20 protein-coding genes and 1 tRNA gene are annotated in these 23,182 nt (G+C 65.6%); 14 read left to right on the forward strand and 7 right to left on the reverse strand.

The genetic code is table 11. The features are described from left to right. Positions 1 to 46: 46 nt before the first annotated feature. Positions 47 to 685: a glutathione S-transferase family protein gene (locus tag ACN9MW_RS28395; protein WP_426165216.1), complete on the forward strand. Its 639-nt coding sequence runs from the start codon at positions 47 to 49 to the stop codon at positions 683 to 685. Between the two features lie 165 nt (positions 686 to 850). On the opposite strand, the gene ACN9MW_RS28400 is transcribed toward ACN9MW_RS28395, so the two are convergent. The 3 genes from ACN9MW_RS28400 to ada all read right to left on the reverse strand — a co-directional run bounded on the left by ACN9MW_RS28400 (position 851) and on the right by ada (position 3,334). Further along, positions 851 to 1,366 carry a hypothetical protein gene (locus tag ACN9MW_RS28400; protein WP_426165218.1) on the reverse strand — a complete coding sequence of 172 codons (516 nt, stop codon included), beginning with the start codon at positions 1,364 to 1,366 and terminating at the stop codon, positions 851 to 853. Between the two features lie 145 nt (positions 1,367 to 1,511). Further along, positions 1,512 to 2,249, reverse strand: a complete 738-nt coding sequence (locus ACN9MW_RS28405) for a 2OG-Fe(II) oxygenase (RefSeq protein WP_426165220.1) — start codon at positions 2,247 to 2,249, stop codon at positions 1,512 to 1,514. Continuing rightward, positions 2,246 to 3,334: a bifunctional DNA-binding transcriptional regulator/O6-methylguanine-DNA methyltransferase Ada gene (gene ada, locus ACN9MW_RS28410; protein ID WP_426165222.1), complete on the reverse strand. Its 1,089-nt coding sequence runs from the start codon at positions 3,332 to 3,334 to the stop codon at positions 2,246 to 2,248. Before ada ends, ACN9MW_RS28405 begins: the two co-directional genes overlap by 4 nt. A 117-nt stretch (positions 3,335 to 3,451) precedes the next feature. On the opposite strand from ada, the gene hutC reads away from it, so the two are divergent. The 9 genes from hutC (at position 3,452) to ACN9MW_RS28455 (ending at position 16,504) form a co-directional block, all read left to right on the forward strand. Continuing rightward, positions 3,452 to 4,171, forward strand: coding sequence for a histidine utilization repressor (gene hutC, locus ACN9MW_RS28415; RefSeq protein WP_426165224.1), 720 nt, complete (start codon positions 3,452 to 3,454; stop codon positions 4,169 to 4,171). Between the two features lie 56 nt (positions 4,172 to 4,227). Continuing rightward, a complete protein-coding gene (locus ACN9MW_RS28420; RefSeq protein WP_426165226.1) occupies positions 4,228 to 8,928 on the forward strand; it encodes a PAS domain S-box protein in 4,701 nt (1,566 codons plus the stop codon). Then, a complete protein-coding gene (locus tag ACN9MW_RS28425) occupies positions 8,921 to 9,328 on the forward strand; it encodes a response regulator (protein ID WP_426165228.1) in 408 nt (135 codons plus the stop codon). Before ACN9MW_RS28420 ends, ACN9MW_RS28425 begins: the two co-directional genes overlap by 8 nt. A gap of 226 nt (positions 9,329 to 9,554) precedes the next feature. Further along, the gene (trxA, locus tag ACN9MW_RS28430; protein WP_426165230.1) at positions 9,555 to 9,881 is read left to right on the forward strand and encodes a thioredoxin TrxA; all 327 of its coding nucleotides are present in this window, start codon (positions 9,555 to 9,557) and stop codon (positions 9,879 to 9,881) included. A gap of 138 nt (positions 9,882 to 10,019) precedes the next feature. Beyond that, positions 10,020 to 11,282 (forward strand): transcription termination factor Rho, encoded by a 1,263-nt coding sequence (gene rho / locus ACN9MW_RS28435; protein ID WP_130310289.1) that lies wholly within the window; start codon positions 10,020 to 10,022, stop codon positions 11,280 to 11,282. Between the two features lie 246 nt (positions 11,283 to 11,528). Next, on the forward strand, positions 11,529 to 11,798 hold the full coding sequence (locus ACN9MW_RS28440) for a type B 50S ribosomal protein L31 (RefSeq protein WP_130310288.1): 270 nt from the start codon (positions 11,529 to 11,531) through the stop codon (positions 11,796 to 11,798). Between the two features lie 90 nt (positions 11,799 to 11,888). Further along, the gene (locus ACN9MW_RS28445; protein ID WP_426165233.1) at positions 11,889 to 13,613 is read left to right on the forward strand and encodes an ArnT family glycosyltransferase; all 1,725 of its coding nucleotides are present in this window, start codon (positions 11,889 to 11,891) and stop codon (positions 13,611 to 13,613) included. Between the two features lie 84 nt (positions 13,614 to 13,697). After that, positions 13,698 to 14,405, forward strand: a complete 708-nt coding sequence (locus ACN9MW_RS28450; RefSeq protein ID WP_426165235.1) for a substrate-binding periplasmic protein — start codon at positions 13,698 to 13,700, stop codon at positions 14,403 to 14,405. A gap of 185 nt (positions 14,406 to 14,590) precedes the next feature. After that, positions 14,591 to 16,504: an AAA family ATPase gene (locus ACN9MW_RS28455; RefSeq protein WP_426165237.1), complete on the forward strand. Its 1,914-nt coding sequence runs from the start codon at positions 14,591 to 14,593 to the stop codon at positions 16,502 to 16,504. 6 nt (positions 16,505 to 16,510) lie between these two features. Here ACN9MW_RS28455 and ACN9MW_RS28460 read toward each other — a convergent pair whose 3' ends face one another. After that, complete coding sequence (locus tag ACN9MW_RS28460) at positions 16,511 to 16,666, reverse strand: hypothetical protein (RefSeq protein ID WP_426165239.1); 156 nt, start codon at positions 16,664 to 16,666, stop codon at positions 16,511 to 16,513. 476 nt (positions 16,667 to 17,142) lie between these two features. Between ACN9MW_RS28460 and ACN9MW_RS28465 the strand changes: the two genes are divergently transcribed. Next, positions 17,143 to 17,227, forward strand: a tRNA-Leu gene (locus tag ACN9MW_RS28465). 211 nt (positions 17,228 to 17,438) lie between these two features. Here ACN9MW_RS28465 and ACN9MW_RS28470 read toward each other — a convergent pair. Continuing rightward, on the reverse strand, positions 17,439 to 17,894 hold the full coding sequence (locus ACN9MW_RS28470; protein ID WP_426165241.1) for a DUF2214 family protein: 456 nt from the start codon (positions 17,892 to 17,894) through the stop codon (positions 17,439 to 17,441). Positions 17,895 to 17,905: 11 nt separating this feature from the next. Next, positions 17,906 to 20,218: an NADP-dependent malic enzyme gene (locus tag ACN9MW_RS28475; RefSeq protein WP_426165243.1), complete on the reverse strand. Its 2,313-nt coding sequence runs from the start codon at positions 20,216 to 20,218 to the stop codon at positions 17,906 to 17,908. Between the two features lie 325 nt (positions 20,219 to 20,543). Here ACN9MW_RS28475 and ACN9MW_RS28480 point away from each other — a divergent pair, with 325 nt between their 5' ends. The 3 genes from ACN9MW_RS28480 to ACN9MW_RS28490 are packed head-to-tail and all read left to right on the forward strand — an operon-like array spanning position 20,544 to position 22,332. Next, positions 20,544 to 20,714: a hypothetical protein gene (locus ACN9MW_RS28480; protein WP_426165245.1), complete on the forward strand. Its 171-nt coding sequence runs from the start codon at positions 20,544 to 20,546 to the stop codon at positions 20,712 to 20,714. Positions 20,715 to 20,748: 34 nt separating this feature from the next. Further along, positions 20,749 to 21,714, forward strand: a complete 966-nt coding sequence (gene thiL / locus ACN9MW_RS28485; protein WP_426165247.1) for a thiamine-phosphate kinase — start codon at positions 20,749 to 20,751, stop codon at positions 21,712 to 21,714. Between the two features lie 3 nt (positions 21,715 to 21,717). Continuing rightward, positions 21,718 to 22,332, forward strand: coding sequence for an RDD family protein (locus tag ACN9MW_RS28490; protein ID WP_426165249.1), 615 nt, complete (start codon positions 21,718 to 21,720; stop codon positions 22,330 to 22,332). On the opposite strand, the gene ACN9MW_RS28495 is transcribed toward ACN9MW_RS28490, so the two are convergent. Beyond that, positions 22,256 to 23,098: an AraC family transcriptional regulator gene (locus ACN9MW_RS28495; RefSeq protein WP_426165251.1), complete on the reverse strand. Its 843-nt coding sequence runs from the start codon at positions 23,096 to 23,098 to the stop codon at positions 22,256 to 22,258. The genes ACN9MW_RS28490 and ACN9MW_RS28495 overlap by 77 nt on opposite strands. Positions 23,099 to 23,182 lie beyond the last annotated feature (84 nt).

The following is a 23,182-nucleotide window of genomic DNA, read 5'->3' on the forward strand; positions in this document are numbered from 1 at the left end:
GAGCTGGCTGCTGGTCCAATGTGGCTTTTCCTGTTGGAGTTCCGCCATGCTGACGCTTTACGATTACCTGCCTTCACAAAACGCTTACAAAGTCCGCTTGCTGCTGTCGCATCTTGGCTTGCCTTACCGTACCGAGATGGTCAGCATCTTTGAAGGAGCCGGGCAGGATCCTTCCTACCTTGCAGTTAATCCGACCGGTGCGGTGCCGGCTTTGCGCCTCGATGATGGACGGGTGCTAGCGGAGTCGAATGCCATCCTCACCTATCTGGCTTCCGGCACGCGTTACCTGCCTGCCGATGCTTTTACGGCGGCCAAGGTGCAGCAGTGGATGTCGTTTGAACAGGACTACGTGCTGAGTATCGCTTCCCTGCGCCATTGGACCATGACGGGCAAGCTGGCGCGCCGGCCTGCCGCGCTGGTCGAGATGCGGCGAGCGGGTGGCTTGCGCGCACTGCAAATCCTTGAGCGCGAGCTGGCGCTGCGGCCTTTCATCACTGGCGACACCTATACCATTGCGGATATTTCGCTGTTTGCCTATACCCACCGGGCCGAAGAAGCGGGCCTGCCTTTGCGTCAGTTTCCCCATGTTTGCGCCTGGATAGAGCGCGTGCGGGCGCAGCCGGGTTTCCTCGACGAGCATTACCCGTATTCGATCGATCCGCATTCCTCTGGCGAACTGCCTTGAGCGCATTCGGAAAGGGTTTTCGATGCAGGGGTCAAAACAAATTGTCTGAAACCGTGTCTGAAACTGTCTGAAACCGTTCTGAAATTGTCTGAAATGCCTAATCGTCAGGCAGGATGTCAGTCCGCCGTTCCAACTTGCCTTGGCGGCGGCTGGCTGCCTTCTCGATCAAGGCGAGGGCATTGCGCAGGCTTTGCGCCATGACGGCTGGGGCGGCAACCGCATCGTGAGGCCGGAATGCCGCGACCGGTTCCGGGCCGGGCCCCGCAGTTGCTCACTACGAATAAAGGCCGCATTTTTCCAGTAGCGCTGGCCCGGCAAACGCAACCATAGGTCGCGCCAGGCGTTGCGGGCCGTGCCCGCCACTTCGGCTGCAAATTGGTTCGGACTCATGGACCTGCCATCGCATAACACCGCATCGCCGACAACCTTGGCAAATGCATAGTGACCACGGTATTGCATTTTCAGTTCCGTGCCTTCAGGCAGAAACAGCTGCTTCCATTGGAAACCTGGCGCTGGGCCATCGCCAGCGCTCGTTTCGCCGCGAGCGACCGCAAGCCAGGAAGCCAGAGCGCCCTCGACTACTCCGGCCGGATCGCGCTCGTCACCGAACTCCTGGAGATAGTTCGCCAGTTCGAGGAACAGTTCACTCGAGATTTGAACAGAAACAAGTTTACGGCCCATGATGTCCCCCCGCTTATTCAAGTACGTCTTTGACAAGCGAGAGAAACCCAAGTTCAGACAATTTCAGAACGGTTTCAGACAGTTTCAGACACGGTTTCAGACAATTTGTTTTAGCCCCCAAATCGCGAATCCGTTCCGGATGTCCTCACTCAGCATCATGGAAAATGATCCCGAGCGTATGGCGATGGCCGCTGCGCAGGCGGCTGATGCCATGGCGCATGTTGACGCGATAGATGCCGCGCGCGCCCGCCACCGGCCGATGAAAGACCGGAAAGATCACGCAATCGCCCTGCTGCAAGGGCACCACCTCCACGCGCGACTGCATGCGCGGGCGCTGTTCGGTGAGCACGAACTCACCGCCCTGAAAATCCCGGCCCGGCTGCGACAGCAGGAAGGCCGCCTGAAGCGGAAACACATGCTCGCCATACAAATCCTGGTGCAGGCAGTTGTAATCGCCCGCACCGTACTGCAGCAGCAAGGGCGTCGGCCGGCGCTGCCCCGCCGCATGGCAGCGCGCGACGAAGTCCGCATGTTCAGCAGGAAAGCGCGGTTCCAGCCCCATCGCCGCATACCAGCGATTGGCGATGGATGCCAGCGGCGGATACATGGACGAGCGCAACTCGGCGACCAGATCAGGCAAGGGATAACGGAAATACTGGTATTCCCCCTTGCCAAACCCATGCCGCTGCATGACGACCCGGCTGCGATAGAGCTCCGGCCGGCAATAGCCCGCCACCAGCCCCGCACACTCGCCAGGCGACAAGACACCCCGCACCAGCGCACAGCCGAATTCATCCAGGTCGCCGGCAATACGCGGCCAATCGAAAGCCGCGCTCGCCCCGGCCGCCGCAGCCAGCGGCGGCGCAAACAGGTCGCCCATCATGCCGCAGCCTCGGTGGCCGCCTCCGCCTCGCGTTCCAGCAAGGCCGCCTTGCGCTCCACGCCCCAGCGATAGCCCGAGATCGAACCATCGTTGCGCACCACCCGGTGGCAGGGAATCGCCACCGCAATCGCGTTGGCCGCGCAAGCGCCCGCCACCGCCCGCGCCCCGTTCGGCGCGCCCACGCGCTCGGCCAGTTCGGCATAGCTGACCGTCGCGCCGGCCGGAATTTCGCGCAAGGCTTGCCAGACGCGCTGCTGGAAGGCCGTGCCACGCACATCAAGCGGCAGGTCGAGCCCGATCTGCGGCGCCTCGACGAAGGCAATCACACGCGCCACCACCTGCTCGTAATCTGCCTCCGCGCCGCGCAACTCGGCCTGCGGGAAGCGGTCCTGCAGGTCGTGCGCCAGCGCCTGCGGATCGTCGCCCAGCAGGATGCAGCAGATGCCCCGTTCGGTGCTGGCCACCAGGATCGCCCCCAGCGAGCACTGGGCGATGGCAAAGCGGATCACCGCCCCGCGCCCGCCCGCGCGCCAGGCCGACGGCGTCATGCCCAGCGCACCTGGCGTAGCGGCGTAGAAGCGCCCGCTGGAATTGAAGCCGGCGGCGTAGATGGCATCGGTCACGGAAGCCTGGTCGGCCAGCCCCTGCTGCATGCGCCGCGCGCGCGCCGCCACGGCATAGGCTTTCGGCGTCAGTCCGGTCTGGGCCTTGAACACGCGGTGGAAGTGGAAGCGGCTCATGCCGCCGGCAGCAGCCAGCGCGCCAAGGTCGGGCGCCACTTCCGACGCATCGATCAGGCGGCACACCTCGGCCACCATGGCCGCGTGGCGCTCGGCCAGCGGCGGCTGGTCCGGCTTGCAGCGCTTGCAGGGGCGGAAACCGGCCGCCTCGGCCGCCGCGATGGAGGCATGGAAGGCCACGTTCTCGCGCAGGGCCGGCCGGGCGCCGCAGGAAGGGTGGCAGAACACGCCGGTGGTGCGCACGGAATAGTAGAACTGGCCGTCGGCCGCGCTGTCGCGCGCCTGCACGGCGGCCCAGCGCTCCTTGTCGGTCAGGAAACGGGAAATCGGCTTCATCGGGTTCATCGCAAGCTCCAGTCGGTAGTATGCCACCATGCTAGGCAGCCGTCCGGCCGGCGGCACTCCGCCGCTTGCTATTGAATTCCCGAATGCTACAATCGGCGCACTCATCCGGAGGACGGCTTGGAAGAACACCAACAACACGACACCCCCATCTTTCAACGCATCAAGGACTTCCTGCTGGCGCAAATTGCCGCCGGCGCCTGGAAGGAAGGCGCCGTCATCCCTTCCGAGCAAGCCCTGGTCAAGCAGTTCGGCGTCTCGCGCATGACCGTCAACCGCGCCGTGCGCGAACTGACCGCGGAAGGCGTGCTGACCCGGCGCCAGGGCGCCGGCACCTATGTCGCGCCGCAAAAAGTCCAGGCCACCCTGCTGGAAATCAAGAGCATTGCCGACGAGGTCAGGGCGCGCGGCCACGCCCACCGCAGCGCCTTGCAGCTGCTCGAGCGAGGCAAGGCCGGCGACTTGCTGGGCAAGGCCTTCGACTTGCCGCCGGGCCAAGAGCTGTATCATTCCGTCATCGTGCACTTTGAAAACGGCGTGCCGATCCAGGTGGAAGACCGCTGGGTCAACCCGCTTTGCGCCCCCGACTACATGACGCAGGACTTCAGCCACACCACGCCCAATGAATACCTGATGCGGGCGGCGCCGCTGCAGGCGGCCACTTACAGCATAGAAGCGCTGGTGCCGCCGCGCGAAATCGCCGAGATGCTGGCGATGGATGGGCGCCAGCCCTGCCTGGTGCTCAAGCGCCAGACCCAGTCGGCCGGCCGCGTGGCCTCGCTGGCCACCATGTGGCATCCTGGCCATCGCTACCAATTTGGCGGCAGCGTCCCCGCCTGAGCAATGCTATAGTTGTCCGCACGCCAGCGCCCCCGCGCTGGCCAGAAAGGGAAGCCTTGTCGCCATCGAGCCAGAAAGCCGCCCCGCCTGTCCTTGCCCGCGTGCGCGCCCGCGCGCGCCGCCGCTGCGCGCGCGCCATCGCCGCCCCGCTGTGCGCCGGGCTGCTGGCGCTGGCCGCCCTGCCGCTGGCGCCGGCCGCCAGCGCCGCCGAGGCCGTCACCGTCCAGCTCAAATGGCGCCACCAGTTCGCCTTTGCCGGCTATTACGCGGCCCAGGCCAAGGGCTATTACCGCGACGCCGGGCTGGACGTGACCTTGCGCGAAGCCCAGCCCGGGCAAGACCCGCTGCAAAGCGTGCTCGACGGCGGCGCCCAGTATGGCGTGGGCAATGCCTCGCTGCTGCTGCGGCGCGCCGCCGGCGCCCCGGTGGTGCTGCTGGCCTCTGTGTTCCAGCATTCGGCCACGGTGCTGGCCGTGCGCCTGGACCAGCAGGGCCGGCGCCGCCCCTGGCCCGGCAGCCGCGTCGCGCTCGGCCCCGACACCGAGGAATTGCGGGTCTACCTGCAGCACGCGCAGGTGCCGCTGGCCCAGCTCACCATCGTGCCCGGCAGCCACGGCACGCAAGACTTGCTGGAGGGCCGGGTCGACGCCATTTCCGCCTACCTGAGCTCGGCGCCCTACGCGCTCGAGCGCGCCGGCCTGCGCTATGAGATCCTGCACCCGCGCAGCGCCGGCATCGACTTCTACGGCGACAACCTGTACACCACCGAGAGCGAGCTGCGCGAACACCCGGCACGCGCGCGCGCCCTGCGCGAAGCGACGCTGAAAGGCTGGCGCTATGCGCTCGAGCACCCGAACGAGATTGTCGACCTGATCCGCGCCCGCTATCCCGAGCGCAAGGCGCGCGAAGAGCTGCTGTGGGAAGCGGCCCAGCTGGCGCCGCTGCTGGAACAGCACCTGATCGAACTGGGCTACAGCAACCCGCTGCGCTGGCAGGGCATTGCCGCCAGCTACGCCGGCGCCGGCCTGCTGCCGGCCGACTTCAAGCTGGACGGCTTCCTCTACCACGAGGCCCCCGCCACCCCGGCCTGGCACTACGCGCTGGGAGTGGCGCTGGCCCTCTTGGCCGGGGCCGCCCTGTGGCGCCTGCTGCGCGTGTCGCGCGCCCTGCGCGGCGCCGAAGTGCGGGTCGGCGACGCCGAGCGCATTGCCAGCTTTGCGCTGGAAGGCGCCGGCGAAGGTTCCTGGGACTGGCAGCCGCAGCGCCCGGCGCTGCACCTGTCGCCGCGCTACTGCGAAATCCTCGGCTATGCGCCGGGCGCGCTGCGCCCGGCCAATGTCGCGCAGTGGCTGCAGCTGGTGCACCCCGACGACCGCGCCCGCATCGCCGGCGAGATTGGCGCGCTGGACCAGCCGGACGTCGGGCGCACCCCGTTCACCATGGAATTTCGCATGGCCTGCCGCGACGGCAGCTACACCTGGGTGCTGGCGCGCGGCATGGTGCTGACGCGCGACGCCACCGGCCGGCCCTTGCGCATGTCCGGCACCCTGGGCGACATTTCCGACCGCAGCGCGGCCGAACTGGCGCGCATGGCCGCCATGCTGGACGCCCTGCCCGGCGCCCTGCTGGTGGCCGACCGCGGCGGGCGGGTGCGCCAGGCCAACGAGGCGGCCGATGCGGTGTTTGCCGCCGACGCCGGCACGCTGGCCGGCGCCAGCATGGAACTGCTGATCCCGGACGTGATGCGCGACACCCCGGGCCGCCCGCGCGAACTGTTTGCCCGCCCGCGCATGCCGGGCCGGGTGCTGACCGCGCGCCGCCTGGACGGCAGCCACTTCCCGGCCATGGTGCACCTGGCGCCGATCCAGCTGGCCGGCCAGGGCCTGGTGGTGGTGTCGCTGCGCGACATGACCCAGCGCCAGCGCGCCGAGGAAGCGCTGCAGGCCTCGTCCGAGCGCTACCGCCTGATCGTGCAGACCGCAGCCGAAGGCATCTGGATGTGCGACGCGGCCGACCAGACCAGCTTCGTCAATCCCACCATGGCGCGCATGCTGGGCTACGAAGTCGAGCACATGCTGGGGCGCCCGATGGCCGACTTCATGGACCCCGACTGCCCGGCCCTGCAGGCGCAGCGCCAGCCAGGCGGCGCCGCCGCCACGCCGGCAGAACCGGCCGAAGGGCGCTTCTACCGCCAGGACGGCTCTTCGCTGTGGGCCCTGCTTTCGACCACCACCGTCAACGCCGACAACGGCAGCTACGCCGGCACGCTGACCATGGTCACCGACATCAGCGACCGGCGCCTGGCGGAGCTGGCGCTGCGCCACTCCAACCAGCGCCTGGCCTCGGTGTTCAACGCCGTCACCAACGGCCTGCTGGTGTTCGACGCGGCCGGCAATATCGTCGAATGCAATGCCGCCGCCAGCCGCATGCTGGGGCGCGCGGCCGCGCGCGGCGCCGGCCAGTGGGACGGCGTGCACGAGGACGGCCGCCGCTTTTCCGCCCCCGAGCACCCGGTGGCGCAGGCGCTCTCCAGCGGCCAGCCGGTGCGCGACGTGGTGATGGGGGTGCCGGCCGCCGCCGGCAGCGACACCTGCTGGCTGTCGGTCAACGTCGAGCCGCTGCGCGACGAGCACGGCCCGGGCAGCATGCTGGTGGCCAGCCTGACCGACATCACCTACAGGAAGCGCAGCGAGGACGCGCTGCGCCAGGGCGAGCAGCGGCTGCAGGAAATCATCCAGATGATGCCGATCGGCCTGTTCATCAAGGACAAGGACAGCCGCATGCTGCTGATGAACCGCGCCTGCGAGCAGCAGTTCGGCTACACCTTCGACGAATTGAACAACGGCGACTACAGCGTGTTCCACGCGCCGGAAGAAGCGGCCGCCTTCCGCGCGCGCGACCTGGAAGCGTTTGCCGGGCGCGCCCTGATCGACTTCGAGGAAAACATCTGGAACCCGGCCCTGGGCCAGACGCGCCAGCTGCGCACCTTCAAGAAGCCGGTGTACGACGCCCACGGCGCGCCGGCCTACCTGATCTGCATGTCGATCGACATCTCGGACAGCAAGGCCAACGAGCGCGCCCTGCGCGAACTCAACGAGCACCTGGAAGAGCGGGTGGCGCAGCGCACCGCGCAGCTGGACGAAGCGCGCCAGCAGGCCGAGGAAGCGTCGGCCGCGAAAGGCCAGTTCCTGGCCAAGATGAGCCACGAGATCCGCACCCCGATGAACGGCGTGATCGGCATGGCCTACCTGGCGCTGAAGACCGAACTGGAGCCGCGCCAGCGCGACTACCTGGAAAAGATCCGCTTCGCCGGCGAGCACCTGCTGCGCATCATCGACGACATCCTCGACATCTCCAAGATCGAAGCAGGCAAGCTGGAAATCGAAGACGTCGACTTCTCGCTCGAGCACGTGATCCAGACCCTGACCACGGTGGTGGCGCCGAAGGCGGCCAGCCGCGGCCTGCGCCTGGCGTTTGACATCGACCCGGCGCTGCCGCCGGTGCTGCGTGGCGACCCGCTGCGCCTGGGCCAGGTCCTGATCAACTACGTCAACAACGCCATCAAGTTTTCCGAGCAGGGCAGCATCGAAGTCAGCGTCAAGCAGCTCTTGGCCGACGACATGGCCTGCCTGCTGCGCTTCGAGGTGCGCGACCACGGCATCGGCCTGTCGGACGCCGAGCAGGGCAAGCTGTTCCAGGCCTTCCAGCAAGCCGACAGCGCCATCACGCGCGAATACGGCGGCACCGGCCTGGGGCTGGCCATCTGCAAGCAGCTGGCGCAGCTGATGGGCGGCGAAGTGGGCGTGCACAGCGCGCCCGGCGCCGGCGCCACCTTCTGGTTCACCGCCCGCCTGGGCGTCTCGCCGCGCGGCCTGCCGGACGTGATCAACGAAGTCAACGCCGCCGCCGCCGCCCTGCTCGACAGCGCGCGCAGCACGGCCGCCATGCAGGCGCTGAAGGACGCGCGCATCCTGCTGGTCGAGGACAACACCTTCAACCAGCAGATCGCGCTCGAGATGCTGGAAGAAGCCGGCTCCTCGGTGTGCCTGGCCAACAACGGCGCCGAAGCGCTCGACCTCTTGCACCAGGCCGCCTTCGACTGCGTGCTGATGGACGTGCAGATGCCGCTGATGGACGGGCTGGAAGCGACGCGCCGCATCCGCGCCGACCCGGCCCTGGCCGCCACCCGCGTGCTGGCCATGACCGCCACCGCCACCAAGGACGACCGCGAACGCTGCCTGCAGGCCGGCATGGACGACTTCATTGCCAAGCCGATCCAGCCGGCCCTGATGTACCAGAAGATCGCCAGCTGGCTGCCCGAGCGCGACGCCGGCGCCGCCGCCAGCGAGGCCGCCCTGCCGCGCGGCGCCGGGCGCGCCGCCTTCCGTCCCACGCTGGCTGGCGACCCAGCCATCATCGACCTGTCGGTGCTGGCCCAGCTCCTGGGCTACCAGCCGCACAAGATCCGCAAGTTCGCCTTCAAGTTCCTGCAGACCACCGAAGCCGGCTTTACCGAAATGGAAAACGCGCTGGCCGCCGGCGAGCTGCAGAAAGTGCGCGAGCTGGGCCACCGCATCAAGAGCAGCGCGCGCGCCGTGGGCGCGCTTGGCATGGCCGAGCTGTGCCTGCAGCTGGAACAGCTGGCGCCCGAAGCCGAAGCGGGCACCGCGCGCGCCGTGCTGGACCGCCTGTGGCCGCTGCTGCATGCGGTGAGCGAGCACATCATGACCAACACCACCTTTGCCGACGATGACTGAGACCCCCACCACGCCGCTGCGCATCCTGCTGGTCGACGACGACCCCTTCATGCTGAGCATGTTGTCCGACATGCTCGAAGAGCTCGGCCAGCTCAATGTACGCAGTGAAAGCGACGCCCGCCAGGCCCTGCTGGTGCTGCCGCAATACCGCCCCGACCTCCTGGTGTGCGACCTGTCGATGCCCGAGATGGACGGCATAGAATTCCTGCGCAAGGCCGCCGACAGCCACTTCGGCGGCGCGGTCGCCCTCTTGTCCGGGATGGACGCCGGCATCCGCCAGGCCGCCGAAACGCTGGCGCGCGCCCACGGCCTGGCCCTGCTCGGCACGCTGGCCAAGCCCGCCACCCCCGCCGCCCTGGCCGAGCTCTTGGCCCAGGCCGCCACCCGCCGTGCAGGATGAAAGTCGGGGTCAGGTCTGGCAATCCGCCATTTTGGCGGATTGCCAGACCTGACCCCGACTTTCGCCTTTCAAGCAGCGTACACAGGCTGGAAAAATCGGTTATTATTTGGGCCATTCCCGCCCTGATTCCCGCTTGACTTCCCAGTATTGAATTAGCGCAGTTCGTCGCCAGATGGGCGATAACAGCAAGGGATATTCCCGGGCGAACCAACAACCAAGGAAAAACATGAGCGACCTGATCAAACACATTACCGATGCCTCCTTCGACACCGACGTGCTGAAGGCCGACCGCCCTGTGCTGGTGGACTTCTGGGCCGAATGGTGCGGCCCTTGCAAGAGCATCGCGCCGATCCTGGAAGAAGTGGCCAAGGAATACGACGGCAAGCTGACCATCGCCAAGCTGGACGTGGACAGCAACCAGGCCGTGCCGGGCAAGTTCGGCATCCGCGGCATCCCGACCCTGATCCTGTTCAAGAATGGCGTGCCAGCCGCGCAGAAAGTCGGCGCCATGGCAAAAGGTCAACTGACCTCTTTCATCGACAGCAATATTTGATGTAATATAGGCGGTGCTGCGCCCGCAGCCCGCCTGATTGGCAGGGAAAGCGCCCAAAAACCTTTCCCTTTAATTAAAAGAACCCACGTAGTTCCCTCCCCTACCCTTACTTTCCCGTCACGGGACACTCAAACAGCTATGCACCTTTCTGAACTTAAGGCTATGCACGTTTCAGCTTTGCTGGAAATGGCAATCAGCCTCGATATCGACAATGCGGCCCGCCTGCGCAAGCAGGAACTGATGTTCGCGATCCTGAAAAAACGCGCCAAGGCCGGCGAACAGATTTTCGGCGACGGCGCCCTGGAAGTCCTGCCTGACGGCTTTGGCTTCCTGCGCTCGCCGGACGCCTCCTACATGGCGTCGACCGACGATATTTACATTTCCCCGTCCCAGATCCGCCGCTTCAACTTGCACACCGGCGATTCGATCGAGGGTGAGGTGCGTACCCCGAAGGATGGCGAGCGTTACTTCGCCCTGGTGAAGGTGGACAAGGTCAACGGCGAATCGCCGGAAGCGTCCAAGCACCGCATCCTGTTTGAGAACCTGACCCCGCTGCACCCGAACGTGCCGCTGCGCCTCGAGCGCGACATGACCGGCACCGAGAACATCACCGGCCGTATCATCGACCTGGTGGCGCCGATCGGCAAAGGCCAGCGCGGCCTCTTGGTGGCTTCGCCAAAATCCGGTAAATCGGTGATGCTGCAGCATATCGCGCACGCCATCACCACCAACCACCCGGACGTGACCCTGATCGTGCTGCTGATCGACGAACGTCCTGAAGAGGTTACCGAGATGCAGCGCTCGGTGCGCGGCGAAGTGGTGGCTTCCACCTTCGACGAACCGGCCACCCGCCACGTGCAGGTTGCCGAGATGGTGCTGGAAAAAGCCAAGCGCCTGGTGGAAATGAAGAAGGACGTGGTGATCCTGCTGGACTCGATCACCCGCCTGGCGCGCGCCTACAACACCGTGATCCCGGCGTCGGGCAAGGTGCTGACCGGTGGTGTGGATGCCAATGCGCTGCAGCGTCCGAAGCGCTTCTTCGGCGCCGCCCGTAATGTGGAAGAAGGCGGCTCGCTGACCATCGTCGCCACCGCGCTGATCGAAACCGGTTCGCGCATGGACGATGTGATCTACGAAGAATTCAAGGGCACCGGCAATATGGAGGTGCACCTGGAGCGCCGCCTGGCCGAGAAGCGCGTCTACCCGGCCATCAACCTGAACAAGTCGGGCACCCGCCGCGAAGAGCTGCTGATCAAGGCCGACCAGCTGCAGAAGATCTGGATCCTGCGCAAGCTGTTGTACTCGATGGACGAGATCGAGGCGATGGAGTTCATCCTCGACAAGATGCGCGCCACCAAGAACAATGGCGAGTTCTTCGAGATGATGCGGCGCGGCGGCTAATCCGCCAAAACCGGTAAACCGGGGTCTGACCCGCAGGGTCAGACCCCGTACGGTCTCACGGCCGGGGGCAACCCTAATCCCCGGCTTTTGCACACCTGGGGTCCGACCCTTGGGTCGTACCCCGCCTTACCGGGTTTGATGTATAATCGCGAGTTCCGTTAAACCCTGGCAAGTGATCGGCAATCGGGTCGAGAGGCAGTAAGGACCGACGAAGTGCTGTTTGGCTACCAACATTGAGAGAAAAGCATGAAAGCTGATACCCATCCAGATTACCGCGAAGTCCTGTTCCACGACGTGTCCTGCGACTTCAAGTTCATCACCCGCTCGACCATCCAGACCCGCGACACCGCGACCCACGAAGGTAAAGAGTACCCACTGGTGAAGATCGAGGTTTCCTCCGAATCGCACCCATTCTTCACCGGCCAGCACAAGATCGTCGACACCGCCGGTCGCGTGGAAAAGTTCCGCCAGAAGTTCGGCAAAGTCGGTTCCAAGACCGCAGTTGCAAACGGCTAATCCCCGTCGCAGCGAAAAAAAGGCAGCCGCGGCTGCCTTTTTTCTTTTTACCCGTCATACTCCAGCTTTCCAAAGAATAAGCCCTGACCGATGAAGCCAGTCCGTCTTCCCGCCGCCGCCACCCGCACCCTGCCCCGCTGGGCGTTTTTCGCCCTGGGCTTGCTGTACATCCTGCCGGGCCTGATCGGGCGTGAACCATGGAAGAACGATGACGCGGCCAGCTTCGGCGTGATGTGGACCATGGCGCATGGCGCCTGGCAAGACTGGCTGTGGCCGAACATCGCCGGCCTGTCGGTGACCGATGAAGGGCCGCTGGCGTTCTGGCTCGGGGCGCTGGGCATCAAGCTGTTCGGCTGGGCCATCGGCGACGTGCTGGGCGCGCGCGTGGCCACCCTGGGCGTGTTTTTGCTGGGCGTGATGGCGGTCTGGTATGCCACCTTCAACCTGGGCCGGCGCCCGGAAGCGCAGCCGCTGCGCCTGGCCTTCGGCGGCCAGCCGGAGCCGGACGATTTCGGCCGCACCCTGGCCGATGCCGCCGTGCTGATCTACCTCGGCTGCCTGGGCTTGCTGGTGCACAGCCACGAGACCACGGCCGAACCGCTGCAGGTCTCGCTGCTGGCGCTCACCCTGTACCGCAGCGTGCGCTACATGGAACTGCCTTCGCTGCGCAATGCCGCCCTGGCTGGCCTGGCGCTGGGCCTGCTGACCCTGACGCGCGGCTGGGTGGTGCCGGCCGCCCTGGTGGTCGCCCTGTTTGCCTGCACCCGCTTCCTGGCCATGCCGGCCGCCCGTTCGCTGCGCGACCTGGCCTTTGCCGTGGCGGTGGCTGCCGGCGTGACCGCCGTGTGGGCCGTGCCCGCCCTGCTTGCCCGTCCTTACGGCCAGGCGCCGCTGGCTGCCTGGATGGCCTGGAACGAGGCCCAGTTGACGGTGGGCGGGTTCGAAGGCTTGCGCACCTTCTTGCGCGTCGGGGTCTGGTTCTTCTGGCCGGCCTGGCCGTTTGCCGCCTGGGCCGTGTGGGCCTGGCGGCGCCAGAGCAACCTGCTGCACATCGTGGTGCCGACCACCTTCGTCACGGTAGCCACCCTGCTGGTGCTGATCAACCCGGCTCCCGAACAGGGCCACCTGCTGATGCTGCTGCCGCCCTTGGCCATCATGGCCGCCTTCGGCCTGCTGACCATGAAGCGCGGCGCCATCAACGCCATCGACTGGTTCAGCGTGATGGTGCTGACCCTGTGCGCTGCCGTGCTGTGGATTTTCTATTACGCCCAGCTGACCGGCTGGCCGGCCAAGCCGGCGCATAATGTGCTCAAGCTCTTGCCGGGCTTCACGCCGGAAGTGAGCTGGCTGTCGCTGCTGGTCGGCCTGTGCGCCAGCGCCGGCTGGTTCGTGCTGGTGCACTGGCGCCTGTCGCGCCGCCCGGCCGTGCTGTGGCGGGCCGTGGTGCTGTCGTCCGGCGGCCTGATCCTGATCTGGATCCTGCTGATGACGCTATTCCTGCCGCATGTGAACTACAGCAAGAGCTACGCCAGCGTGGCGCGCGAAGCGGCGGCAGTCCTGCCGCCCGGCACCGATTGCGTGCAGAGCAACGTCACCCCGGCCCAGCGCGCCTCCTTCGCCTTCTTCGGCAAGATGCCGTTCAACGGCGTCGAACAGCGCCGCTGCGAAGTCATGTTGTTGCAAGATAGCATCAAATCTCGTGCCTACCAGCAACAGCCGGGCGCCGAGTGGGAACAGCTCTGGGAAGGGCGCCGCGCCTCGGACCGCAGCGAGCGTTTCCGCCTGTTCAAGCGCCGCACGGTGCACGCCAACTGATTGTCCGCCGGCCCGCCTCCCTGCTATCCTGTGGTTGAGGATAGCAAAGAGGTAGGCATGGTATCAGGGCTGGCGATTCTGACAATGTTGATGGGAACTGCCGCGGCGCTGGCAGCCCCGCCCCTCGTGATCACCGCCGAGCATTCGCCGCCGGCCAGCATGAAGGTCGGCGACCAAGTGGTCGGGCGCGAGGGCGAAAAAATCCGCGAAATGCTGGCCCGCAGCGGCTATGCCTACACCATCGACGTGCTGCCGTGGAAGCGCGCCTTCACCATGGCGCAGCGCGATCCCTACACCTGCGTGTATTCCACTTCGCGCACCCCGGAACGCGAAAAACAGTTCAAATGGGTCGGCCCCACCGATGAAGCGGAATGGGTGCTGATGGGGCGCGCCGGCCGCAAATACGATGTGCACAGCCTGGACGATGCGCGCAAGCTGCGCATCGGCACCTATCACGGCGACGCGCGCGACGAATTCCTGCGCGCCCGCGGCTTCGAAGTCGATGGCGCGCCGGACAACGCTTCCAACCCGAAGAAGCTCATGCTCGACCGCATCGACCTGTGGGCGGTCGGCGTGCGCAACAACGACCTCAGCGCCCTGGCGCAGTTTGCCGCGCCGGAAGCGCTGGTGCCGGTCCTGACTTTCCATCACGTGAAGGTCTACCTGGCTTGCAACCCGAGCGTGCCGGACGCCATGATTGGCCGCATGAATGCAGCGCTGGATGCCATGCGCAAGGACGGCACGTTTGCAAGATTGGAAAAGAAATACGATCAGTGGCAAGCCGGCAAATAACTTGTCGATTATTACTGTTGCGCAACTAAAGTTTTTTTGAGGCGTGGCGAACGCGTGCTTGGATTACGCGCTATAGTCACCATATGTGGAATGTTGCCGTACGGCATTCCTGACAACACTGGGGCCAGCCGAGGCATACGCCGCCGGCCATAGGCCCACCACAAAACCTTGCGTTTGAATGGCCTATGTTCAATATCTACAAGCTCCAACTCGCCCTCAAGAACCCCCTGGTGCGCATCACCCTGGTGCTGCTGGCTACCGCCGCCCTCGCCTTTGCGCTGCTGCGCGGCGACGTGGCGCAGGATGCCGCGCCGGTGCTGCGCTCGCAGAACATCGGTGAAATCACGGCCCTGGTGGCCCAGCGCGACAAGCTGGACTACCTGCTGATCGCCCGCCCGCTGGCCGATTCGCCGCGCTATGTCTACAAGTTCAAGGGCGACGCCACCCTGCACGTGGTGGTGGTGCCCAGCACCTCGCACCAGAGCCTGGAGCGCGAAGTCCTGCTGCGCAATAACATCCCTTACGCCATTGCGAAAGAAGACTACCTGGCCGCCCACAAGGGTGTGCTGCTGGACGACGGCGGCCAGTGGGCCAGCGTGCAAGCTTTCCTCAAGCGCCATGCTTTCGACATCTTCGTGGTGGGCCTGGTGCTGTTCGTGCTGAAGTGGGGCGTGCCGGGCATGGGCATGAACGCGTCGGTGATCACGCCCGACCAGCTCAAGGGGTCGATGGACGACCTGATCGGCATGGAAGACATCAAGCAGGAAGTGCTGCACCTGGAAGACATGATCCGCAACCGCGAAGTCTACAAGCAGCACAATATCGACAAGCCCTTCAACGTGATGCTGACCGGCCCGGCCGGCACCGGCAAGACCAAGCTGGCCGGCTACCTGGCCAAGCGCCTGGGCTATCCGCTGATCCAGGCTTCCGGTTCGGCGCTGGAATCGGGCTACGTCGGCGGCGGCTCGAAAGCCCTGAATGCGCTGTACAAGAAGGCTTGCGCGCGCGGCAACTGCATCATCTTCCTGGACGAGGCGCAGGCGCTGTTCATGCCGCGCGGCCGCGGCGAGAAGAAATGGGAAGACGATACCGCGAATACCCTGCTGGGCTTGCTGGACGGCGTGAAGAGCGAACAGGGCCAGGGCGTGATCTGGATCGTGGCGTCCAACTTCGACGATGCCTCGACCGCGATGGATGAAGCCATGCTGCGCCGCTTCAGCGTGAAGATCAACTTCCGCCTGCCGAACAAGGGCGAGCGCCGCGCGCTGCTGGAATCGTTCCTGAAGCGCAAGCAAGATGGCCTGGTGGACTGGAACGCCATGGACCTGGACCAGGTGGCGGAAATCACCGCCAACCTCAGCCCGGCCCTGCTGGAAACCGTGGTCGACCGCGCCTCCATGATCTCGATCCAGGAAAAATGCGTGATCAATACCGACCTGATGTTCCGCGCCTTCGAACGCGCCACCATCGGCCTGACCGACCGCGCCACCACGGCCGAGAAGACCCGCCAGCGCGAGCGCATCGCCCTGCACGAGCTGGGCCACTTCTTCATGCAGATCGACCCTTACCTGCGCGCCGGCATGCCGCTGGCCGAGGTGAAGGAAAAATCGCACCTGCTGAAGATTTCCACCGAAGCGGTGTCGAAGATGAACGCGCTGGGCTATGTGCTGTCGGCCGGCGACGACATGTCGCTGCGCACGCTGGAAGAGATGGAGCGCGACGTCATGCAGCTGTACGGCGGCGTGGCGGCGGAAGAATTGTTCTACGGCGCGCGCGGCATTTCCGTGGGCAGCCAGAACGATATCGAGAAGGCCACCAAGATGCTCAACATGATGGTCAACCGCCTGTCGATGTATTCGCGCTCCAAGCTCGATTACAGCCAGTTGCGCGGCGAGACCGGCGACGAGCACACCCTGGTGCAGGTGGAAGCCAAGGCGGACGAGTTGTACAGCACCACACTGGCCGCCATGCGCGACTATCGCGCGGTGATGGAATCCATCAAGGATGACCTGATGGAGCGCTATGTGCTGTCGAAGGATGCCATCTTCGCGCTGCTGGAGGAGCGCCTCGATCCGGCGCCCCTGCAGCAGGCAGCGTAAGCCGCGTCAGCGCGAAGCGATGACTGTGATATTGCGTTCGCCCGGGGCGGCAGCCAGCGACAGTTTCTCGAAGTTGCGGATGGCGACATCCGCGCCGTCGCTGCTGAATTCGACGCGCGTCCCGGCAGCGGTCACCAGCGCACCCGGCGCGACCGCGAACATCTCGGTCTTCGGCTGATCGTCCCCCGCCAGGGCGGAAGCGCTGCACAACAAGGCGAGCGACCGACATCGGCAGGCGCGCGTCCCGTGGAATAGAACGCATGCTGCGCGGACGAACTGCAATCATGGCCTGGAGGACTTGCCGTCAGTGCGGCATGGCAGTCCGGGGCGCGCCCTAGCCCGAATCTGGGAGGACGCCCGGGGCCGTGGCGGGTGGGGTGCACCCGCGTCGGCAGTCCAAACCTGGTGCCCTGCGCTGCGGCCGGTAGGCTGGGCGCCGTGGGAGCAAGCTTGCGGCGGCCCCTGTGGCGACCGCCCTGTCTCTTCGACTTGGTCCATCCTACGCCCCGCTGTTTCCCTTGGAAAGCTGGCCGGGCGCTCATTTTTTTCAATTTGGACACCGCAGCCCATAGCTTAAATATTTGCTGCAGGGTTGCCGCGCGGTGGCAAATCGGTAATAATGCGTGTCGCGTTAAGTGGCCCGAGTGGTGAAATTGGTAGACGCAGCGGACTCAAAATCCGCCGCCGCAAGGCGTGCCGGTTCGATTCCGGCCTCGGGCACCATCTCTTCTTACTAACGCCTGCTTCCCTATGCGCTTCGGCGCACGCCGTGGCATCCGCAAGGCTTCCCGGATTCCCGCTGTTCCCTCCCTTTTTTGCTGCAGCACCAGGCGCGCCAGCCAGGCCATCGCCGGGCGGCGGCACCATATCGCGCAAGCGGGACGTATTGCGGCCCGGGCCGGGACCGGCCCAGGGTACTGCCGCGTATCGGCGTTCAGGCGTAGCCGTAGCCACGCGCCATGGCGGCGGCGGCAATCGGCAGCAGGGCGAAGAGATGGATCTCGGTCATCAGGGTTTTGCGGACCGCACGGATTTCCACCTCTTCCGGTGCGAAGCCGGCGTCGGCCGACTGCGCCTTGCGCCAGCGCAGGAAGGCACGGGTCGGCTTGATCGACAGCAGGCCGATGACGGCAAACAGCACCACTTTGGTCCAGAACACGTGGTTGTGGAGGTAGAACGCAGCCCCCTTGGCGCCGAAGAACACGCGCGCAAAGCCGATCGCCACCAGCGACAGCGACATGACGCCGAGCGCGATGTCGTACTTGGCCGCCAGCTGCACGGCCGGCGGCTGCATGCCCGGCCGCACCAGCACCAGCTGGGCCGTGATGGCCGCGGCGATGCCGAAGGCCAGCAGGTGGTGCACTACCGCGAGCAGCAGGTCGACCATCATGGCCGGCCTCCTTAAGCGCGTTCCGACACCGCGTCGACCACGCACAGCGCCGTCATGTTGACGATGCGGCGCACGGTGGCGGACGGGGTCAGGATGTGCACCGGTGCGGCGCAGCCGAGCAGGATCGGGCCGATCGCGATGCCGTTGCCGGCGGTCTTGACCAGGTTATAGGCGATGTTGGCGGCGTCGATGTTCGGCATCACCAGCAGGTTGGCGTCCTGCTTCAGGGTGGTGTTGGGCAAGAGCTTGTGGCGCAGCTTGGAATCGAGCGCGGTGTCGCCGTGCATTTCGCCGTCCACTTCCAGGTCCGGCGCGCGCTGGCGCACCAGGTCCAGCGCGGCGCGCATCTTCTGCGCCGATTCGCTGTTGGAGGAGCCGAAGTTCGAATGCGACAGCAGCGCCGCGCGCGGCACCAGGCCGAAGCGCTTCATCTCTTCCGAGGCCATGATGGTGATGGCGGCCAGTTCGTTGGCGTTCGGGTTTTCGTTGACGTGGGTGTCCACCAGCGCCAGCTGGCGGTCCTGCAGCACCAGGATATTCATCGCCGCGTAGACGCAGGCGCCCGGGCGGCGGCCCAGCACCTGGTCGATGTAGTGCAGGTGCAGCTGGGTGGTGCCGAAGGTGCCGCAGATCATGCCGTCGGCATCGCCCTTCTTGATCATCATGGCGCCGATCAGCGAATGGCGGCGGCGCATTTCCAGCTTGGCGTATTCCTGCGTCACGCCCTTGCGCGCGGTCAGCTCGTAATAAGCCTTCCAGTAGTCGCGGTAACGCTCGTCGAAGTCCGGATTGATCACGTCGTAGTCGACGCCCTGCTTCAGGCGCAGGCCGAATTTCTGCACGCGCGCATCGAGCACGGCGGGACGGCCGACCAGGATCGGGCGCGCCAGTTTCTCGTCGACCACCACCTGCACCGCGCGCAGGATGCGCTCTTCCTCGCCTTCGGCGTAGACGATGCGCTTCATGTCGGCCGGGGTCTGCTTGGCCACCGCGAACACCGGCTTCATGAAGGTGCCGGAACGGTAGACGAACTGCTGCAGGCTGTCGGCGTAGGCTTCCAGGTCCTTGATCGGACGGGTGGCCACGCCGGAATCGGCCGCCGCCTTGGCCACGGCCGGGGCGATCTTGGTCAGCAGGCGCGGGTCGAACGGCATCGGGATCAGGTATTCCGGGCCGAAGGCCAGGTTGGCGATGCCGTAGGTGGTGGCGACGATGTCCGACTGCTCGGCGTGGGCCAGGTCGGCAATCGCGTGCACCACGGCGATCTCCATTTCGCGGGTGATGGTGCTGGCGCCGCTGTCAAGCGCGCCGCGGAAGATGTAAGGGAAGCACAGCACGTTGTTGACCTGGTTCGGGTAGTCCGAACGGCCGGTGCAGATGATGGCGTCGCCGCGCACCGCCTTCACGTCCTCTGGCAGGATTTCCGGATTCGGGTTGGCCAGGGCCAGGATCAGCGGATTCGGCGCCATCTGCTTGACCATGTCCTGCTTCAGCACGCCGCCGGCGGACAGGCCGAGGAAGATGTCGGCGCCTTCGATGCAGTCGGCCAGGGTGCGGTGCGGGGTGTCGCGTGCGAAGCGCTCCTTGTCCGGGTCCATCAGCTCGGTGCGGCCCTTGTAGACCACGCCGGCCAGGTCGGTGACCAGGATGTTTTCGATCGGGAAGCCGAGGTCGACGATCAGGTCCAGGCAGGCCAGGGCCGCCGCGCCGGCGCCGGACACCACCAGCTTGACGTTCCTGATGTCCTTGCCGATGTATTTCAGGCCGTTCAGGATGGCTGCGCCGACGATGATGGCGGTGCCGTGCTGGTCGTCATGGAAGACCGGGATCTTCATCTTCTCGCGCAGCTTGCGCTCGATGTAGAAGCACTCCGGCGCCTTGATGTCTTCCAGGTTGATGCCGCCGAAGGTCGGTTCCAGCGAGGCGATGATGTCGACCAGCTTGTCCGGGTCGGACTCGTTGATTTCGATGTCGAACACGTCGATGCCGGCGAACTTCTTGAACAGCACGCCCTTGCCTTCCATCACCGGCTTGGACGCCAGCGGGCCGATATTGCCCAGGCCCAGCACGGCGGTGCCGTTGGAAATGACGGCCACCAGGTTGCCGCGCGCGGTGTATTTATAGGAGTTGGCCGGGTCGATGACGATTTCTTCGCATGGCGCAGCCACGCCCGGCGAATAGGCCAGCGCCAGGTCGCGCTGGTTGGTCAGTTGCTTGGTGGGGGAGACGCTGATTTTGCCTGGCTTGGGGCACTCGTGGTATTCGAGTGCGGCGGCGCGCAGTTGTTGGCGAAGTTCTTCTTTTTTGTCAGATCCCGAATCCATGCTGTACTGCCCCTTCTATCCTATGTCCGAAAGCTTCCGATTCTAGCAGATAGAGGGATTGCTCTAACGTAGGTATTTTTACCAATCCCGAATTTTCATCGGTTTCCATTGCCTTCCGATTAAGAATCGTCTTGCGGCCCGGGATTTTTCTCCCAATCAAGCTAATAAACTGTCGCCCCGGCGACAATGCTGACTTGCGGCACGAGACCTTAAAATCTAGTTGCGCCAAATCGCATTTGCTTGCAATTTTCGGCGAAAGCAACTTTACATATAGCATTTTCCTGCATAGACTGGATTTACTGGCACTTTACGGAAGGAAAATACCATGCGTGATGCAATCTGGCATTCCTGGTCCCGTCTGTCCGGCGTCCTGTTCCCTGCGACTGCCGTCGCCCTCTTCTTCACCCCGCAAGATTCCAGTTATGTTGCCTTGCTTGCCATGGCGGCACTGGCTTCGGGCGGCACCTGGATTTACCTGCGCGACAAGCCAAACTAAGGACGAAGCCACGCTACCCCGCTAGAATGGCGGGATGCTTTCCGAATTCGACCTGATCAAACAATACTTCGCCCGTCCCTTGCCCGGACGCGCTGCCCTTGGCATCGGCGACGATTGCGCCTTGCTGGCGCCGTCGGCGGGGATGCAGACGGCCATTTCTTCCGACATGCTGGTCGAGGGCCGGCATTTCTTTGCCGGCGAAGATGCACAGCGCCTTGGCCACAAGAGCCTGGCTGTCAACCTGTCCGACCTGGCCGCGATGGGCGCCCGTCCGGTGGCGTTTACCCTGGCCCTGGCCCTGCCGGCCGCCGAACGCGCCTGGCTGGAAGGTTTCTCGCGCGGCCTGTTCGCGCTGGCCGACCTGCACGGCTGTGAACTGATCGGCGGCGACACCACCAAGGGGCCGCTGAATATCTGCATCACCGTGTTTGGCGAAGTGGCGCCGGGACGCGCCCTGCGCCGCAGCGCCGCCCGTCCCGGCGACGATATCTGGGTGTCCGGCACCCTGGGCGATGCGCGCCTGGCCCTGGCCGGCTACCTGGGCGAACTGGCGCTGCCGGCCGAGCAGCTGGCCGCGGCCGGCACGCGCATGCATACGCCGACGCCGCGCGTGGCCCTGGGCGCGCTGCTGGCCGAACGCAGCCTGGCCCATGCCGCCATCGATATCTCGGACGGGCTGGTGGGCGACCTTGGCCATATCCTCGAGAAGTCGCGGGTGGGCGCCACCCTGAATGCCGACGCGCTGCCGGCCGGCCCGGTGCTGGCGACCCAGCCGCAGGCGCTGCGCCGCGCCTTTACCGCAGCCGGTGGCGACGACTACGAGATCTGCTTCACCGCGCCCGCATCGCGGCGCGAGGCGATCCTCGCCGCCGCCGCAGAATGCGGCACCCCGGTCACCCGCATCGGCCGCATCGAGGACGCTGCCGGCCTGCGCTGGACCGATGCATCCGGCGCCCCGTTGGCACTCGAGCTGTCCAGCTTCGACCACTTCTCCACCTGAACAATGACCTTCCGCGAACATTGCCAACGCCTCGATACCGAAGCGCTGCTGGGGCACCTGCGCCTTGACCTGCGCGACGACGCCAAAGCTGTCGTGATGCAGCTTCTGGCCGCGCGCGGCGTCACGCCCGCCACGATCGAACAGGTACTGGCCGACCAGGCGGCCCGTGATGCCGACGCCTTCGCAGAGTCCGAACGCATGGCCAGCTTGGGCGAGCGCATGCTGGCCTTCGGCATCGACTTCGCGGCCTGGCTGCTGGCGGCCGCCTGCCTGCTGGGGACACGCGACGGGGAAACTGCCGCCCTCCCGGCAAGCAGTTTTGAAGTCCTCAGCTGGACCTATTTGCTGCTGCGCGATGCCGGCCCGGGCCTCAGCCCAGGCAAGCGCCTGCTGGGGCTGCGGGTCGTCCGCGCGTCGGACGAAGGCCCGATATCGTTGCCCAGCTCAATACTGCGCAACGCCACGCATCTGATCTTCATTCTCGATGCCCTGTTTATCCTGGGCGAGCGCCGCAGGCGGCTCGGCGATAAGCTGGCCCGGACTATCGTGCTGCGGGCGGCGGCAATTGGCGCAGGTATTCCCCCGGCGGCTTGCCCACCAGCGCAGCAAAATCCTTGATGAAGTGGGCCTGGTCGTAATAGCCCAGGCTGAGCGCGAGCTGGGCCAGCGCCGGGGCGGTGCCGGCCTGCAGCCGGGCCACGGCTTCGTGCATGCGATAGCGCTTGATCACCCATTTCGGACCGACGCCAACGTATTGCTGGAACAGGCGCTGCAGGGCGCGCTTGTTGATGCCCGCCTGTTCGGCCAACGCGTCCACCGTCAGCAGCGCAGGATTGCCTGCCACGGCAGCCACCAGCGCTGCCGCGCGGCCTGCGTCTTCATCCGCCCGGGGCAGGCGTGCCAGGAGAAAAGCTTCCGCCAGGGCAGCCATCGCAGAGGGCGCCGCATCGGCGGACGTTGCGCAGGCGCGCAGCTGCTGCGTCAGCTGTTCGCCGCCGGCGCCGAACAGCTGCGCCAGCGCGACACGCCGGTCGGACAGTTCCGCGACTGCGCGGCCAAAGAAGGGACGAAAACCGCCCGGCCTGAACTTGATGCCGAACGCGAAGCCCTGTCCCGCAAGCAGCTTGGTGTAGCGCGCCGTATGCACGCCGTACACGCCGTCCGTATCATTCTCGATCACCAGGTGCACATTGGGATGCGGCAGCGTTTCCTGCTGCTGCGGTGGATGGCCCTGCATGTCCCAGCCGACGAACCAGTAATGCTCGACCCATTCCGCCAGCGCGGCGCTGGGCGCCATGCGTTCATGGCAGAATGAGCCCACCTTGATATGCGGCACCAGGATGCCGCGCGGCTCAGTTTCGATTTGTCGCGTTTTTCCAATCATCAGGCGATGGAGACTACCATAATGGCGGCCATGAAAACACTGATCCCCCTACTATTCGCATTCGCCGCCGCTGCGGCCAATGCA

The organism is Pseudoduganella sp. R-34 (assembly GCF_049904655.1).
Taxonomy (GTDB): Bacteria; Pseudomonadota; Gammaproteobacteria; order Burkholderiales; family Burkholderiaceae_D; genus Rugamonas.

What these genes read in the sequence shown, in the direction of transcription:
- ACN9MW_RS28395 (WP_426165216.1), top strand. Translation starts at nt 47, where the DNA reads ATGCTGACGCTTTACGATTACCTGCCTTCACAAAACGCTTACAAAGTC.
- ACN9MW_RS28400 (WP_426165218.1), bottom strand. Translation starts at nt 1,366, where the DNA reads ATGGGCCGTAAACTTGTTTCTGTTCAAATCTCGAGTGAACTGTTCCTC.
- ACN9MW_RS28405 (WP_426165220.1), bottom strand. Translation starts at nt 2,249, where the DNA reads ATGATGGGCGACCTGTTTGCGCCGCCGCTGGCTGCGGCGGCCGGGGCG.
- ada (WP_426165222.1), bottom strand. Translation starts at nt 3,334, where the DNA reads ATGAACCCGATGAAGCCGATTTCCCGTTTCCTGACCGACAAGGAGCGC.
- ACN9MW_RS28425 (WP_426165228.1), top strand. Translation starts at nt 8,921, where the DNA reads ATGACTGAGACCCCCACCACGCCGCTGCGCATCCTGCTGGTCGACGAC.
- trxA (WP_426165230.1), top strand. Translation starts at nt 9,555, where the DNA reads ATGAGCGACCTGATCAAACACATTACCGATGCCTCCTTCGACACCGAC.
- rho (WP_130310289.1), top strand. Translation starts at nt 10,020, where the DNA reads ATGCACCTTTCTGAACTTAAGGCTATGCACGTTTCAGCTTTGCTGGAA.
- ACN9MW_RS28440 (WP_130310288.1), top strand. Translation starts at nt 11,529, where the DNA reads ATGAAAGCTGATACCCATCCAGATTACCGCGAAGTCCTGTTCCACGAC.
- ACN9MW_RS28445 (WP_426165233.1), top strand. Translation starts at nt 11,889, where the DNA reads ATGAAGCCAGTCCGTCTTCCCGCCGCCGCCACCCGCACCCTGCCCCGC.
- ACN9MW_RS28450 (WP_426165235.1), top strand. Translation starts at nt 13,698, where the DNA reads ATGTTGATGGGAACTGCCGCGGCGCTGGCAGCCCCGCCCCTCGTGATC.
- ACN9MW_RS28455 (WP_426165237.1), top strand. Translation starts at nt 14,591, where the DNA reads ATGTTCAATATCTACAAGCTCCAACTCGCCCTCAAGAACCCCCTGGTG.
- ACN9MW_RS28460 (WP_426165239.1), bottom strand. Translation starts at nt 16,666, where the DNA reads ATGTTCGCGGTCGCGCCGGGTGCGCTGGTGACCGCTGCCGGGACGCGC.
- ACN9MW_RS28470 (WP_426165241.1), bottom strand. Translation starts at nt 17,894, where the DNA reads ATGATGGTCGACCTGCTGCTCGCGGTAGTGCACCACCTGCTGGCCTTC.
- ACN9MW_RS28475 (WP_426165243.1), bottom strand. Translation starts at nt 20,218, where the DNA reads ATGGATTCGGGATCTGACAAAAAAGAAGAACTTCGCCAACAACTGCGC.
- ACN9MW_RS28480 (WP_426165245.1), top strand. Translation starts at nt 20,544, where the DNA reads ATGCGTGATGCAATCTGGCATTCCTGGTCCCGTCTGTCCGGCGTCCTG.
- thiL (WP_426165247.1), top strand. Translation starts at nt 20,749, where the DNA reads ATGCTTTCCGAATTCGACCTGATCAAACAATACTTCGCCCGTCCCTTG.
- ACN9MW_RS28490 (WP_426165249.1), top strand. Translation starts at nt 21,718, where the DNA reads ATGACCTTCCGCGAACATTGCCAACGCCTCGATACCGAAGCGCTGCTG.
- ACN9MW_RS28495 (WP_426165251.1), bottom strand. Translation starts at nt 23,098, where the DNA reads ATGATTGGAAAAACGCGACAAATCGAAACTGAGCCGCGCGGCATCCTG.